We start from the raw sequence: 15,261 nt of genomic DNA, 5'->3' as shown, positions 1-15,261 counted from the left end.
ATTTTTGAACTTACTTTTTGATAATTTTAAAATGATGATAACCTTCCTCGGTTTTGATGTACAAAATATAGGTGGAAGTTGGGAAGTTTTGTAGGTTGATTACCGTAGATTTCCCTGAGTAAATGATTTTTCCAGATAAGTCATAAATCGAAATATTTTCAATCTTGTAATTTTGATTTTTGATGTGAAGGAAATCTTTTACAGGATTTGGATAAATGGCAAGGATTTTTTCATTGGGATTATTGGTTGCCAACGTTTCGGTTTTTTCTAAGGTAATCGGTTCTCTGAAAGTGGCAAAATCTAAAAAATACAGTGTATTGTCTTTAATCAAAATGGCTTCGCAAGTGTATTTCCCGAAATCCGTAGCTTTTACTGAGTTTATATTGTAATTTTCGGTAGTGGTAGAAGTTTTGTTGTCTAAATTTTTATACCAAGTGAAATAATAACCATCTGAAGCAGAGAGCAATTGGTTCAAACTAACGGCGCCTGCTAAAATTGCTTTTTCAGTTTTTTCTTCGTCATATCTTTGAGGAGAATATACAAAATCTGTGTTATTTGGTTTTTGATTGAGAAAATTCTGAATTTCTGTTGCGCTAAATCTGTTGTTAGAAATGTTGCAAATTTCTGGAAGATTAGCTGGAATGTTTCCACTAAGTTTATTGCTCTGCAAGGATAAACTCATCAACTGAGGAAGCGCTAAAACTTCTGTGGGAAAAGCGGTAATCTCATTATGATTTAGCCAAATTTGCTCTAGTTTTGTTAAAGAACCTAATGTTCCAAAATTGCTAGAAAGTTTATTATTAGCAAGATTTAAGTGAATTAAATTTTGTAAAGTGGCAATTTCTGTAGGAAGATTTTGCAAGTTGTTGTTTTCTAGAGATAACCATTCTAAAGTGATTATGTTATTAAGTGCCGAAAACTTCGTAAGATTATTTTGGCTTGCGTCTAATATTTTTAAAAACGCAAGAGCACTTATTTCCGAAGGAATTTCTGTCAGTTGATTTTTAGAAATATTCAGTTCTTCTAAATTCCCCAATGCCGAAAGATTGCTGAATTGTGTAATGGAATTATTGCTTACATTCAAATTTTTAAGAAAACTAAGACTTCCTAATGTGCTAGGAATTTCGGTCAAACCAAATCCAGAAAGGTCTAAACTTTTAAGATTGGTAAACGATGAGAAATTGGTAGAAGCAAGACTTCCAGAATTATTTCCTAGTAGAATTTCTTCTAAATTAGATAGTGATGAAATGTTACTGTAAAAATCTCCACTTAAATTATTATTGCTAATGTTAAGATAAGTAAGATTGATCAACGAGCCTAAATTAGGGATGTTTCCGGTGAGTTTATTAGAACTTACATCTAATTTTTTTAGATTGGTAAGACTCAAAACACCGCTAGGAAAGTTGCCTTCAAGAAGGTTTCCGTTCAATCTTAATTCTGTAACTGCTCCGTTTTCTATTTTTACTCCGTACCAATAGTAAGGATCTTTGGTAAGATCCCATTTTTGGCTCCAGTTATCTCCATTGGTTTGATTGTAAATAGAAATAAGTGCATTTCTCTCTGATGTAGAAACGCTGTATTGAGCACTATGAATATTAAAAATAAGGAATACTAATAAAAGTAAAAATTTCTTCAAAATTTGTGTTTAAAATCTGTGCAAATATAAAATATAAATTAAAAAATAAGCATTTTTATCAAAAAAAGAAGTGTTACATTTTGAGTAACACTTCGTCATAATTATTTGAAAAGTAATTATTTACTTAAGTAAGCATTATACATCCAAACCAGTTTCTCTTGTTCGGTAATGTAGCCGCTCATTTGTGCATTGGTTCCTTCGTCTCTTGCTTTATCTGTGATTTCTAAAAGATCTCTTTGGATATCAATAATTGTTTTAAAAGATTCTAAAATATTTAGAATGCATTTATTACCATCAGAAACTTCTTTGCTTTCTTGTATGGTTGAAAGTTTCTGATAGTCAGAAAAATTATGATGAGGGTGATAACCTAAAGTAAGAATTCTTTCTGCGATTTCGTCTATTTTAAGGATTAATCCGTCATACAATTCTTCAAATTTAAGGTGTAATGTAAAAAAGTCATTTCCTTTTATGTTCCAATGAGCACCTCTGGTGTTTTGATAAAATATAGAGTAGTTTGCCAGTAAAACATTTAGTTTTTCTGCAATTTTTTTACAATCGGTTTCTTTAAGGCCAATAATATTTGAATTTTTCATCACTTTGATTTTTGCAAATTTACTTCGTTTTTTTAATATAAAATATAATTTGTTATTTAAAACCTAATTATATAAACAAATATATAATAATTATTAACGTATAAACTGTTATGAATGGCTATTAATTAATAGAGGAAATCAATGGGCATGATAAATATTAGGTATTAAAAATTGTTAAAAATATATTTAGATTCCTAAAAATTACTAATTTCAACTGCTTAAAATTTAAATTATGTTAAATCATAAAACATCTGTACATTTCGTAAATACAGAGGGTGATGGCAACAAAATTTTAGTGGTTCCTACGTTCATATTATTGTACTGGAAAAAGTTTATTTTCACAATTGGAGGTGTCTTGACCTTGCTTTTGGTGATTATAGGCGTTTTTATTTATCAAAAAACCAGTGATCATTATCAAGAGGAACTCAATCGTGCTAATTCTATTAAAAAGCAAATCGATATTCAGAAACTCAAAGAATCTTTTAAATCTATTGACGAAAGTATGCATCGTGTAAATCAATTTATGATGCAACGAGGTTTGCAGACTTTTAAAATGAAAAATGTGGGAGGAGAAGAAGGTTTCGAAATAGAAAATGTGAATGAAGTGAGTGCTTTTTATGCTAAATATATAGAAGATTTAGAAAAAGCAATTGTAAATGTTCCTATGGGAAAACCTCATGATGGAGAAATTACGTCTCATTTTGGCACGAGAGAAAATCCGTTTTCTGGTTACGGTGCAGAAACGCATTCGGGAATTGATTTTAGAGGAAAAACGGGTGAGGCTATAAAATCTACTGCGAAAGGAAAAATTATTAGAGCTGGTGTAAACGGAGGTTATGGGAATTGTGTAATGATAGAACATGGATATCAGTTGCAAACTTTATACGGACATCTTTCTAAAATTAATGTAAAAGTAGGAGACGAAGTTAATGTGGGAGATATAATAGGAGAGTTAGGGAATACAGGCAGAAGTACAGGTCCGCATCTTCACTACGAAGTTCATTTCAAGGGACAAAGAATTAATCCAGAACAATATCTTAATTTTAAATAACTCTATATGTTTAACCTTACTAAAAAAGAAAATAATACTACTCACAAACTTTTACAAGAAGCCATTACTTCTATTGTAGGAGAAGATGTAAATATTAATGGAGACTTAATTTCTAACACTGGTATTAGAATAGATGGTAAAGTAATGGGGAATGTTACCGCACAGAAATTAATTATTGTAGGAGAAAAGGCAGAAATTAAAGGAGATCTAAGCAGTAAGAATATTATTGTTTTCGGGAAATTAATAGGAAACGTTACCGCAGCAGAAGTTCAAATTAAAAAAACAGGAACCATTCATGGTGATATTTCCGTACAAGCCATAGAAATAGAAATGGGAGGTAAGTATAACGGAAGCCTTATGATGAATGCAGAACAAAGAGAACTCAACGAGAGACAAAAAGCAAAAGAAACAAAAAGCAATGTATTAGTAGATTAATCTTGATACGTATATATAATTATAAGTAGCTCGGGAAATTCTTCCGAGTTATTTTTTTTGAAAAATATTACAAATAATTCATAATCAATGCTTGTCAGTTTAAAAATAATTCATAATTTTGCACCCTAAAATAAAAAATAATATAAAGCAATCAAATGCCTACTATTCAACAATTAGTTAGAAAAGGAAGAGCCACACTTGCTAAGAAGAGCAAATCGGCTGCTTTGGATTCATGTCCACAAAGAAGAGGCGTATGTACGAGAGTATATACAACTACTCCTAAGAAACCTAACTCAGCACTTAGAAAAGTTGCGAGAGTAAGACTTTCAAACGGAAAAGAAGTTAACGCCTACATCCCGGGAGAAGGACACAACCTCCAAGAGCACTCGATAGTATTAGTACGTGGCGGAAGAGTAAAAGATTTACCGGGAGTTAGATATCACATTGTTCGTGGTGCTTTAGACACTGCCGGAGTAAACGGAAGAACGCAAAGACGTTCTAAGTACGGTGCCAAGAGACCAAAACCAGGACAGGCTGCTGCTCCTGCAAAAGGTAAGAAAAAGTAATCATTAAATAAGGAACAAGAACAATGAGAAAAACAAAAGCAAAAAAGAGACCGTTGTTACCAGATCCAAAGTTTAATGATCAATTGGTAACAAGATTTGTAAATAATCTAATGGTAGATGGTAAAAAATCTATCGCTTTCAGAATTTTCTATGATGCATTAGATATCGTAGAAGCTAAAAAAGGAGATAACGAAAAATCTTCTCTTGAAATCTGGAAAGATGCATTAACTAACGTAATGCCTCACGTAGAAGTAAGATCAAGAAGAATTGGTGGTGCAAACTTCCAAATTCCTATGCCAATCAGAGCTGATAGAAAAATTTCTATGGCGATGAAATGGTTAATCAAGTATGCTACTGCTAGAAATGATAAGTCTATGGCTCAGAAATTAGCTGCAGAAGTTATCGCTGCTTCTAGAGAAGAAGGTGCTGCTTTCAAGAAGAAAACTGATACTCACAAAATGGCAGAAGCTAACAAAGCTTTCTCTCACTTTAAATTTTAATTAAGAAATGAGTAGAGATCTTAAATACACAAGAAATATTGGGATTGCTGCGCACATTGATGCCGGTAAAACTACCACTACAGAGCGTATTCTTTTCTATACAGGTAAAACTCACAAAATTGGAGAAGTACACGAAGGTGCTGCTACAATGGACTGGATGGAACAAGAAGCAGAAAGAGGTATTACCATTACTTCTGCTGCTACTACATGTAGCTGGAATTTCCCAACAGATCAAGGGAAAGCACTTCCTGAAACTAAACCTTACCACTTCAATATCATTGATACCCCAGGACACGTAGACTTCACAGTAGAAGTAAACAGATCTCTTAGAGTATTAGATGGTCTTGTATTCTTATTCTCAGCAGTAGACGGTGTAGAGCCTCAGTCAGAAACCAACTGGAGATTGGCTGATAACTACAAAGTTGCTAGAATGGGATTCGTAAACAAAATGGACAGACAAGGAGCTGATTTCTTAAACGTTGTAAAACAAGTTAAAGAAATGTTAGGTTCTAATGCAGTTCCAATCGTTTTACCAATCGGTGCTGAAGAAGATTTCAAAGGTGTAGTAGACTTAATTAAGAACAGAGCTATCATCTGGGATGAAGCAGGACAAGGAGCAACTTTTGATGTAGTTCCAATTCCTGAAGATATGAAAGATGAGGTAATGGAATATAGAGAAAAATTAGTAGAAGCAGTAGCTGATTACGATGAAACTCTAATGGAAAAATTCTTTGAAGATCCAGATTCTATTACTGAAGAAGAAATCAATGCTGCACTTAGAGCTGCAACTATTGATTTATCTATCATTCCTATGACTTGTGGTTCTTCATTCAAAAATAAAGGAGTTCAGTTCATGCTAGATGCAGTTTGTAAATATCTTCCTTCTCCACTAGATAAGGATGATATCAAAGGAACTGACCCTAAAACTGATGCTGAAATCATTAGAAAACCAGACGTAAAAGAGCCTTTCGCTGCATTAGCTTTCAAAATTGCTACTGACCCATTCGTAGGTAGATTAGCATTCTTTAGAGCTTATTCAGGAAGACTAGATGCTGGTTCTTACGTTCTTAACACAAGATCTGGAAACAAAGAAAGAATTTCTAGAATCTACCAAATGCACGCTAACAAACAGAATCCAGTAGAATTTATTGAAGCTGGTGATATTGGTGCAGCTGTAGGTTTCAAAGATATCAAAACGGGAGATACTCTTTCTGATGAAAAAGCACCTATCGTTCTTGAATCTATGATTTTCCCAGATCCAGTAATTGGTATCGCTGTAGAACCTAAAACTAAAGCAGACCAAGATAAAATGGGTAACGCTCTTGCTAAATTAGCAGAAGAAGATCCTACATTTACTGTGAAAACTGATGAAGCTTCAGGTCAAACTATTATTTCAGGGATGGGAGAACTTCACCTTGATATCATCGTTGACCGTATGAGAAGAGAATTTAAAGTAGAGGTTAACCAAGGTCAACCACAAGTAGAATACAAAGAAGCACTTACTCAAGTTGCTAACCATAGAGAAGTTTACAAAAAACAATCAGGTGGTAGAGGTAAGTTCGCAGATATCGTATTCGAAATTGGTCCTGCAGACGAAGGTAAAACTGGTTTAGAATTCATCAATGAAATTAAAGGTGGTAACATTCCTAGAGAATTTATCCCTTCAGTTGAAAAAGGTTTCAAAGAATCTATGAAAAACGGTCCATTGGCTGGTTTCGAAGTAGAATCTATGAAAGTAACCCTTAAAGATGGATCTTTCCACGCGGTTGACTCTGACCAATTATCTTTCGAATTAGCTGCTAAAATGGGTTTCAAAGCTTCTGGTAAAGCTGCTAAAGCTGTAATTATGGAGCCTATTATGAAACTTGAGGTAGTTACCCCTGAAGAATATATGGGAGATATCGTAGGAGACCTTAACAGAAGAAGAGGTACTGTAAACGGTATGGATGATAGAAATAACGCTAAAGTTATCAAAGCTTTCGTTCCACTATCTGAAATGTTTGGTTATGTTACTTCGCTTAGAACTTTATCTTCTGGTAGAGCTACTTCTTCTATGGAGTTCGAGAGATACGAACCAGCTCCAACAAATATTGCAGAAGAAGTAATTGCTAAAGCAAGAGGTTAATCTTTAAAAAATTAGAAAATGTCACAAAGAATCAGAATAAAACTTAAGTCTTACGATTACAATTTAGTAGATAAGTCTGCTGAGAAAATCGTGAAAACTGTAAAAGCTACTGGTGCTGTGGTAAACGGACCTATTCCATTACCAACTCACAAAAGAATCTTTACAGTTCTTAGATCACCACACGTTAACAAGAAAGCAAGAGAACAGTTCCAACTTTCTGCTCACAAGAGATTGATGGATATCTATTCTTCTTCTTCTAAAACTGTAGATGCTCTAATGAAATTAGAGTTACCTTCAGGTGTAGACGTAGAAATCAAAGTGTGATAATTAAGTTAGAAGATGGAAGTCTGAAGACAGAAGTTTTCTCTTAAAAATATCAAAATTTGTTTCCGTGCGCTGAGCGAAGTCGAAGCGTGCTATGATAAAAACTCCCAAACTATTTAGTTTGGGAGTTTTGTTTTGTGTGAAAATTGTATAAATTAAAAATAGAATGTTTAAAATAGCTTATCTTTATTTTTACCTAATTTGTTAAAAAAAATATGAAAAATAATAAAAATCTTTTTGATCATTTTGCAGATTGGGCAACGGCTTTTACGGGAAGTGCGGGTGCTTTTATTGGAGCCTCTTTATTAGTTTTGATTTGGGCACTTACAGGACCAATATTTAAATTTTCAGAAACCTGGCAAATGGTAATTAATACAGGAACTACCATTGTTACTTTTTTGATGGTTTTTTTAATTCAAAAATCTCAAAATAAAGATTCAAAAGCTATTCAAATAAAACTTGATGAACTTTTGGCTGCTCATGATAAGGCAAGCAATAGAATGATAGATATTGAACATCTTTCTGAAAAAGATTTAGACAGGTTAAATGATGTTTTTAAATCAATTTCGAATGAAGCGGAGAAAGATAGAGACAAACTTATATCTAAATCTATTGAAACCAAAAAAGAAATAAACAACCTAAGAACTAACGAATGAAAAACCTAGTATTCCTTTTACTAACCATTTTTACTTTCGCACAAACGCCAAAGGTTTCTTCTGGCAAAATCATAGAATATAAAAATTTTAAATCCGAAATCATCGGAGAAAGAACCGTGAGAATTTGGCTTCCCGAAAATTATAATCCAAAGGTAAAACACCAAGTTCTTTATGCCAATGACGGTCAAATGCTTTGGGATGAAACCATCACTTGGAATAAACAAGAATGGAAACTAGACGAAAATTTAGGAGAAATCATTCGTGAAAAGAAAATAAAACCTACGATTGTAGTTGCCATAGACAATGCAGATAAAAACCGTCATAGCGAATATTTTCCGCAGAAACCTTTTGAAAGTTTGTCTCAAAAAAAGCAAGATTCTCTATACAATCTTTTCAGAAATAAAGACCAATCACTTTTTGGTGGTAAAATCTATTCAGATGAATATTTGAAATTTTTAGTAAAAGAACTCAAGCCTTTTGTAGATAAAAATTATAACACTTATACAGATGCTCCACACACGTTTATCATGGGAAGTTCTATGGGCGGATTGATTTCTATGTATGCTATTTGCGAATATCCTGAAGTTTTTGGCGGTGCAATTTGCATGTCTACACATTGGCCAGGAATTTTTGTTTCAGAAAATAATCCTATTCCTCTTGCTTTTCAAAATTATTTGAAAGCCAATTTGCCGAATCCTAAAACGCATAAAATCTATTTTGATTTCGGTACAGAAACGCTTGATAAATTGTATGAACCTTATCAAATGAAAGTAGATGAGATTATGAAAGCTAAAAATTTTGGGAAGAGAAATTGGCAGACTTTAAAGTTTGAAGGAGAAGACCACAGCGAAAAATCTTGGGCAAAAAGACTTTCTATTCCATTAACTTTTATGTTGAAATGATATTGAATTATATACTTGCTATTTCTACCTTTAGTTTTTTGCTATTTGGTTTTGACAAAAGAAACGCAACTCTTGGTGGGTATAGAATTTCGGAGTTTGTCCTTTTATTGCTGTCATTTCTTGGCGGAAGTGTAGGCTCACTTTTGGGAATGCTTATTTTCAGGCATAAAATTTCTAAAACTTCCTTTAAAATAAAATTTGGACTAATATTCTTAGTCCAAATTCTTATCATTTTCTATTATTTAAAATCTAATTACTGAATCAATTCATACGTTTGTTGTGCAATTTCCAGTTCTTCGTTCGTAGGAATAATCAGAATTTTCACCTTGCTTTCTGGCGCTTGAATTTCTACAGGAACTTTGGTGTGATTAAATTTCACATTCGCTTCTTCGTCTAGTTTTATTCCAAGGGCTCCCAAATTTTTACAAGCCCAACTTCTTACCACAGCATCATTTTCTCCCAATCCAGCCGTGAAAATAATGGTGTCAATTCCATTGAGTGAAGCAAAATAAGACCCGATGTATTTTTTAATTCTATGCGTGTAAAGTTCTAAGGTTAATTTAGCATCAGCATCGCCTTGTTCACATTTTTCGTTGATGTCTCTTGCATCACTGCTTCCGCCTAAACCAAGCATTCCACTTTCTTTATTCAATATGTTTTTCACCTCTTGTAAAGAAAAACCTAATTCTTCTACCATGTAAAAAATCACAGAAGGGTCTATATCGCCACTTCTGGTCCCCATCGCCAATCCACAAAGTGGCCCGAAACCTAAAGTCGTGTCTATGCTTTCTCCGTTTTCATTTACTGCAGCCATACTTGCACCGTTTCCTAAGTGAATGGTAATGGCTTTTAAATTGTCATTTTTCAGAATTTTTTTGGCTTCATTGTATACAAATTTGTGGCTTGTTCCATGGAAACCATAAACTCTAATGCTATTATCTGTATAGAATTTTTTAGGAATAGCATATCGATAAGCGTGTTCTGGAAGTGTAGCAAAAAACGCTGTGTCAAAAACTGCTACCTGAACAGCATTTGGAAAGAATTTTTCAGAAGCTTCTATCCCGATTAAGTTTGCCGGATTATGAAGTGGAGCTAATGGAATCAAAGATTTTATCGCTTCTTTCACTTCAGGAGTAATGATTTGGGTTTTTGTGAATTTTTCGCCGCCGTGAACTACTCTGTGACCAATTGCTTTTATGCTTTCTGGATTCTCGATTACGCCAAAATCTGGATGGGTTAATAAACCAGTAATCGCCTCGAAAGCTGTAGCATGTTCTGGTAAATTTTCTTCTAAAATATATTCGCCAAAACCTTCATTCGTTGCGTATTGATGTTTGATTCTACCCCCTTCAATTCCGATACGTTCTGCTAAACCTTTAGCCAAAACTTGTTGAGAAAGAATATTGATGATTTGATATTTCAGAGATGAGCTTCCTGCATTAATAACTAATATGTTCATGTAATGATTTTTTAAAATTTTTAATTTGGGCAGCTTTTCCGCCTTCCGTTCCCGCTTTTTTATTTTTTCCAAAGCTTTTTCCATTCAAAAAATAAAAAGAGCTCCACTCAAGTCGGGCTGCTAAGACGAGCTGTCTAAATATGAGGTTTAATTGTTAGTAGATTGTATCGCTGTAATAATTACGGTGTTGTAAATATCTTCAATGGTAGCACCACGACTTAAATCGTTAATTGGTTTGTTTAGACCTTGTAACATTGGGCCAACTGCTAATGCACCAGTTTCTCTTTGAACCGCTTTGTAAGTGTTGTTTCCTGTATTTAAATCTGGGAAAATAAGAACATTGGCTTGTCCAGCAACTGGTGAGTTTGGCAATTTGCTTTTACCAACTATTGGATCTACTGCAGCATCATATTGAATAGGTCCTTCTACTAAAATATCAGGACGAAGTGATTTTACAATTTCTGTAGCTTTTCTCACTTTTTCTACTTCTTCACCGCTTCCAGATGTTCCAGAAGAATAAGAAAGCATCGCCACTTTAGGCGTTTCTATACCAAATGTTTTGGCAGAATCTGCAGAAGAAATCGCGATTTCTGCTAATTGTTCAGGATTAGGATTTGGAACAATGGCACAATCTCCATAAACCAAAACTCTGTCATCTAACAGCATGAAAAATACTGAAGAAACGGTTTTGAAGCCAGGCTTTGTTTTTACGAATTGTAAAGCCGGTTTTATGGTATGAGCTGTAGTATTTACCGCACCAGAAACCATTCCGTCTGCATGACCTTTGTGTACCATCATGGTGCCAAAGTAAGAAGCATCTAGCATTAAATCTTGTGCTGATGTCAATTCTAGACCTTTTGATTTTCTTAATTCGTATAATGTGTTGGCGTAATCTTCATAGAATTCACTGTTGTGAGGGTCTACGATAGAAATTCTACTTTCGTCCCAGTTTAATCCGAGTTGTGCTACTCTAGATTTTACTTTTTCTGGGTCGCCTAAAATGGTAATTTTTGCCACTTTGTCTTCTGCAATTTGAGATGCAGCGGTTAGAATTCTATCGTCATTGCCCTCTGGTAAAACAATGTGCTTTTGAATTTTTTTAGCATTGCTCAAGAGATTGTATTGGAACATTCTCGGGGTGAGACTTTCTGTTTTTACAGAGTTTATTTTGGTATTGAGTTCTTCTACGTCAACAGAACTTTCAAACAAGTCAATACTTAATTTTATTTTTGATTTATTTTCGGCGTAAATTTTCGGTTTAATTCTAGAAATTACAGATGCTGCTTCAAAAGTTCCCAAATTAGTAGTGATAATCGGAATAGGTTTTTGATTGTCGAGCATTAATTTGATAATAGATCTTTCTGGCGTGAAACCACCTGTTAAAACAATTCCAGAAATATTAGGATATTTCGGTGAAATATTCGCCAAAGAAGTTCCTACAATCAGGTCACTTCTGTCTCCTGGCATAATACAAAGGCTGTCTGGTGTAATTCTAGGCAAGAAATTCGCTAATTGCATTGCTCCAATAACTGTAGTTTTTGCAATGTTGTCTAGTTTTTCTTTCCCGAATAAAACATGACCTCTAATATGATTGATGATTTCGCGGATAGATGGTTTTCCTAATTCTGGATTGTTTGGAATAACGGCTACGAAAATCCCTTTTTTAATTTCTTTGTTGATGAGTTTTTGTACTTGGCTTTGTTCTTTTTCGCAACGATTAACAATTACTCCTATTATATTAACGTCTTTTTCTAAGAATGAATTTACTTCTGCAATCACATTATTTACCAATTCAGGAACGGTTTCGAAGCTGTCTTTTACTACTAATAAAACTGGGATTCCCAAATTTTTGGCAATAGAACCATTGAAATCTATTTCAAAAACAGAACCTTCTTCTGTAAAATCACTTCCTTCTACCAATACAAAATCAAATTCATTTTCTAAATTTTTATATTTCTCGATGATGGTATCATAAACCTCATTGATTTTTCCTTGATTTTGATGTTCGGTAAATTCACTTCTAGAATATGAGTAAGCATCCTCATAATTCATGTTAACATTAAAGTGAGATAAAATAGTATCTATATGATTGTCTACTACATTTTTGTTTTCAATAAGAGGCTTAAAAAACGCCACATTAGGAGTGGTGCGTTTCAGCATTTGCATTAATCCGAGACTTACAATAGATTTTCCGCTTTGTGCAGAAGAGGTGATTACGTATACTGAATGATTCATTTTTAGAAAGGATTAAATTTATTTTGCAAAAATACGGCTTTCAAAACGGTTATGAAAGTAAATTAAGTGTCGAAAAACATGCGATTTGACAGCTATTTTAAATTTATAGCAAAAATATAAGCATTAAAAGGACTTCCGTTTCCTAATTACAAACATCATATTTTAGTTAATCTTTATGATAGAATAATTATCAGTTTATGATTTCACGAGTGACTGAACATGAATGGATTAAAAAAGAAAATAATTTTAACTTACTGTTTGTCAGTTCAAAAAATATTCTTACATTTGCACACTCATTTTAGGGAAGAAGTATGCCTATTTCAGACGTAGATATTACTAAATTCCTCTAGAATAGGGAGTTATAATAAACAATTTAAGTATAATATATTAATAATGTCAGGTATTATTGGTAAAAAAATCGGTATGACATCTTTGTTTAACGAAGAAGGAAAAAATATTCCTTGTACAGTTATTCAAGCTGGTCCATGCGCGGTTTTACAGGTCAGAACCGAAGAAGTTGACGGTTACAAAGCGGTGCAACTAGGTTTCGATGACAAGAGTGAGAAGAACGTATCTAAAGCGTTAGCTGGTCATTTCAAAAAGGCTGGTTCTACGCCAAAGGCGAAAATCGTGGAATTCAGAAATGAATTCGAACACGAAGTGAAAGTAGGAGATCAAATAATCGTAGACATGTTCAACGAAGGTGAATATGTAGACGTAACAGGTACTTCTAAAGGTAAAGGTTTCCAAGGGGTTGTTAAAAGACATAACTTTGGTGGTGTAATGCAAGCTACCCACGGTCAGCACAACAGATTAAGGGCTCCGGGTTCAATCGGTGCAGGTTCTGACCCTTCTAGAGTTTTCAAAGGACTTAGAATGGCTGGTAGAATGGGAGGAAAACAGGTAACTGTTCAAAACCTTCAAGTGTTAAAAGTAGATACAGAACAAAATCTTTTAGTAGTAAAAGGTGCTGTTCCGGGAGCTAAAAATTCTTATGTAATTATCAAGAAATGGAACTAGTAGTATTAAATACATCAGGAAAAGAAACCGGAAGAAAAGTGCAACTAGACGAAGCTATCTTCGGAATTGAGCCAAATCAGCACGCGGTTTACTTAGAAGTGAAACAATACCTTGCTGCTCAAAGACAAGGAACTCATAAGTCTAAAGAAAGAAGCGAAATTACTGCTTCTACTAGAAAACTTAAAAAACAAAAAGGATCTGGTTCGGCTAGATATGGTGATATTAAATCTCCAACTTTCAAAGGTGGGGGTAGAGTATTCGGTCCTAAGCCAAGAGATTACAGATTCAAATTAAATAAAGCATTAAAAAGATTAGCTAAGAAATCTGTTCTTTCTCAAAAAATGAGAGAAAACTCTATTAAAGTATTAGAAGAAGTAACATTTGCTGCTCCTAAAACTAAAGATTTCATCAATGTATTTAATGCATTAGGTTTGGAAGGCAAAAAAGCATTATTCGTGCTTGCTGAAACAAACAAGAACGTATATTTATCTTCAAGAAACTTACCGAAAGTAAAAGTTTTAACTTATAATGAGATTTCTTCTTATGACTTAGTTAATGCTGGTGAAGTAGTATTCTTCGAAGGTGCTGTAGAAAAATTTCAAGAAAATTTAAGAAAATAAGTCATGTCAGTTATCATTAAACCAATCATTTCAGAAAAAGCAAACAGCCAATCAGAATTGAGCGGAGTTTATACGTTTTTAGTAGATACTAAAGCTAATAAAATCCAAATCAAACAAGCTGTAGAAGCTGCTTATAGTGTAAAGGTAGAAGACGTAAGAACTATGATTTATGCTCCGAAAGTTTCTGCGAAATACACTAAAAAAGGACTTCAAGTTGGTAAAACCAATAAATTGAAGAAAGCTTTGGTTCAACTTGTAGAAGGTGAAACCATTGATATTTTTGCAACAAATTAATAATTTTTATATAATTAATAGTAATGTCTGTTAGAAAATTAAAACCTATCACCCCAGGACAGAGATTCAGAATTGTAAACAATTTTGAAGAAATTACTACCAACAAACCTGAGAAGTCTCTAACTGTAGGACTTTCTAAAAAAGGAGGTAGAAATAACACTGGTAAAATGACCATGCGTTATACCGGAGGTGGACACAAGAAAAAGTACAGAATCATCGATTTCAAAAGAAATAAATTTGATGTAGCTGCTACTGTTTTATCTGTGGAGTATGATCCAAACAGAACTGCGTTTATCGCTTTAGTAGAATACACAGATGGAGAAAAGAGATACATCGTTGCTCCAAACGGTATTAAAGTAGGTCAAACTGTAGTTTCTGGAGATAATGTAGAACCTGAAGTAGGAAATGCAATGAAATTGAAAAACATACCATTAGGTACTGTGATCTCTTGCATCGAACTAAGACCAGGACAAGGAGCAATCCTTGCTAGAAGTGCAGGTTCTTCTGCGCAATTAACTTCTAGAGATGGTAAATATGCAATCATTAAATTGCCTTCAGGAGAATCTAGAATGATTTTAGTAGAATGTATGGCTATGATTGGCTCAGTATCTAACTCAGATCACCAACTTACCGTTTCTGGTAAAGCAGGTAGAAGCAGATGGTTAGGTAAGAGACCAAGAACAAGAGCTGTAGCTATGAACCCTGTAGATCACCCAATGGGAGGTGGTGAAGGTAGATCTTCTGGTGGTCACCCAAGATCTAGAAACGGTAAACCAGCTAAAGGTTACAAGACTAGAAAGAAAAACAAAGTGTCTAACCGTTACATCGTATCTAAAAGAAAATAA

At 33.8% G+C, this 15,261-nt stretch carries 17 protein-coding genes; 13 read left to right on the top strand and 4 right to left on the bottom strand.

Annotation, left to right across the window (positions count from 1 at the left end):
* Nucleotides 1-10: 10 nt before the first annotated feature.
* Together ACT53I_RS09720 and ACT53I_RS09715 are read right to left on the bottom strand one after the other, a co-directional pair.
* On the bottom strand, nucleotides 11-1,636 hold the full coding sequence (locus tag ACT53I_RS09720) for a leucine-rich repeat domain-containing protein (protein WP_476079494.1): 1,626 nt from the start codon (nucleotides 1,634-1,636) through the stop codon (nucleotides 11-13).
* Nucleotides 1,637-1,752: 116 nt separating this feature from the next.
* The gene (locus ACT53I_RS09715) at nucleotides 1,753-2,229 is read right to left on the bottom strand and encodes a Dps family protein (protein WP_213196903.1); all 477 of its coding nucleotides are present in this window, start codon (nucleotides 2,227-2,229) and stop codon (nucleotides 1,753-1,755) included.
* A 232-nt stretch (nucleotides 2,230-2,461) separates the two neighbouring features.
* Between ACT53I_RS09715 and ACT53I_RS09710 the strand changes: the two genes are divergently transcribed.
* The 9 genes from ACT53I_RS09710 to ACT53I_RS09670 all read left to right on the top strand — a co-directional run bounded on the left by ACT53I_RS09710 (nucleotide 2,462) and on the right by ACT53I_RS09670 (nucleotide 9,048).
* Entirely contained in the window at nucleotides 2,462-3,280 is an 819-nt protein-coding gene (locus ACT53I_RS09710; protein WP_476079493.1) for a M23 family metallopeptidase, read from the top strand.
* A gap of 6 nt (nucleotides 3,281-3,286) precedes the next feature.
* Nucleotides 3,287-3,715: a bactofilin family protein gene (locus ACT53I_RS09705; protein ID WP_476079492.1), complete on the top strand. Its 429-nt coding sequence runs from the start codon at nucleotides 3,287-3,289 to the stop codon at nucleotides 3,713-3,715.
* Nucleotides 3,716-3,870: 155 nt separating this feature from the next.
* Entirely contained in the window at nucleotides 3,871-4,281 is a 411-nt protein-coding gene (gene rpsL, locus ACT53I_RS09700) for a 30S ribosomal protein S12 (RefSeq protein ID WP_069800866.1), read from the top strand.
* Nucleotides 4,282-4,304: 23 nt separating this feature from the next.
* Nucleotides 4,305-4,781 (top strand): 30S ribosomal protein S7, encoded by a 477-nt coding sequence (gene rpsG, locus ACT53I_RS09695; RefSeq protein WP_069800868.1) that lies wholly within the window; start codon nucleotides 4,305-4,307, stop codon nucleotides 4,779-4,781.
* A gap of 7 nt (nucleotides 4,782-4,788) precedes the next feature.
* Nucleotides 4,789-6,906, top strand: coding sequence for an elongation factor G (gene fusA / locus ACT53I_RS09690; RefSeq protein WP_476079491.1), 2,118 nt, complete (start codon nucleotides 4,789-4,791; stop codon nucleotides 6,904-6,906).
* A gap of 18 nt (nucleotides 6,907-6,924) precedes the next feature.
* Nucleotides 6,925-7,230 carry a 30S ribosomal protein S10 gene (gene rpsJ, locus ACT53I_RS09685; RefSeq protein WP_069800872.1) on the top strand — a complete coding sequence of 102 codons (306 nt, stop codon included), beginning with the start codon at nucleotides 6,925-6,927 and terminating at the stop codon, nucleotides 7,228-7,230.
* Nucleotides 7,231-7,445: 215 nt separating this feature from the next.
* On the top strand, nucleotides 7,446-7,886 hold the full coding sequence (locus ACT53I_RS09680; protein ID WP_476079490.1) for a low affinity iron permease family protein: 441 nt from the start codon (nucleotides 7,446-7,448) through the stop codon (nucleotides 7,884-7,886).
* Nucleotides 7,883-8,788, top strand: coding sequence for an alpha/beta hydrolase (locus ACT53I_RS09675; RefSeq protein WP_476079489.1), 906 nt, complete (start codon nucleotides 7,883-7,885; stop codon nucleotides 8,786-8,788). Before ACT53I_RS09680 ends, ACT53I_RS09675 begins: the two co-directional genes overlap by 4 nt.
* Nucleotides 8,785-9,048, top strand: coding sequence for a DUF1294 domain-containing protein (locus ACT53I_RS09670; RefSeq protein WP_104793856.1), 264 nt, complete (start codon nucleotides 8,785-8,787; stop codon nucleotides 9,046-9,048). Before ACT53I_RS09675 ends, ACT53I_RS09670 begins: the two co-directional genes overlap by 4 nt.
* Here ACT53I_RS09670 and ACT53I_RS09665 read toward each other — a convergent pair.
* Nucleotides 9,042-10,247 carry an acetate/propionate family kinase gene (locus ACT53I_RS09665; RefSeq protein ID WP_476079488.1) on the bottom strand — a complete coding sequence of 402 codons (1,206 nt, stop codon included), beginning with the start codon at nucleotides 10,245-10,247 and terminating at the stop codon, nucleotides 9,042-9,044. The genes ACT53I_RS09670 and ACT53I_RS09665 overlap by 7 nt on opposite strands.
* A 147-nt stretch (nucleotides 10,248-10,394) precedes the next feature.
* Nucleotides 10,395-12,482: a phosphate acetyltransferase gene (gene pta, locus ACT53I_RS09660; RefSeq protein WP_476079487.1), complete on the bottom strand. Its 2,088-nt coding sequence runs from the start codon at nucleotides 12,480-12,482 to the stop codon at nucleotides 10,395-10,397.
* A gap of 393 nt (nucleotides 12,483-12,875) precedes the next feature.
* Here pta and rplC point away from each other — a divergent pair, with 393 nt between their 5' ends.
* From rplC to rplB, 4 genes are read left to right on the top strand one after another with little or no spacing between them, the layout of a single operon-like run.
* Nucleotides 12,876-13,502: a 50S ribosomal protein L3 gene (gene rplC, locus ACT53I_RS09655; RefSeq protein ID WP_104793859.1), complete on the top strand. Its 627-nt coding sequence runs from the start codon at nucleotides 12,876-12,878 to the stop codon at nucleotides 13,500-13,502.
* A complete protein-coding gene (gene rplD / locus ACT53I_RS09650) occupies nucleotides 13,493-14,122 on the top strand; it encodes a 50S ribosomal protein L4 (RefSeq protein ID WP_069800882.1) in 630 nt (209 codons plus the stop codon). Before rplC ends, rplD begins: the two co-directional genes overlap by 10 nt.
* Nucleotides 14,123-14,125: 3 nt before the next feature.
* Entirely contained in the window at nucleotides 14,126-14,416 is a 291-nt protein-coding gene (rplW, locus tag ACT53I_RS09645) for a 50S ribosomal protein L23 (protein ID WP_274780522.1), read from the top strand.
* 23 nt (nucleotides 14,417-14,439) lie between these two features.
* Nucleotides 14,440-15,261 (top strand): 50S ribosomal protein L2, encoded by an 822-nt coding sequence (rplB, locus tag ACT53I_RS09640; protein WP_069800887.1) that lies wholly within the window; start codon nucleotides 14,440-14,442, stop codon nucleotides 15,259-15,261.

It is taken from the genome of Cloacibacterium sp. DMC96 (genome assembly GCF_056313765.1).
The sequence above is the reverse complement of the archived record's forward strand: the minus strand, read 5'-3'. Positions and strand labels throughout refer to the sequence as shown.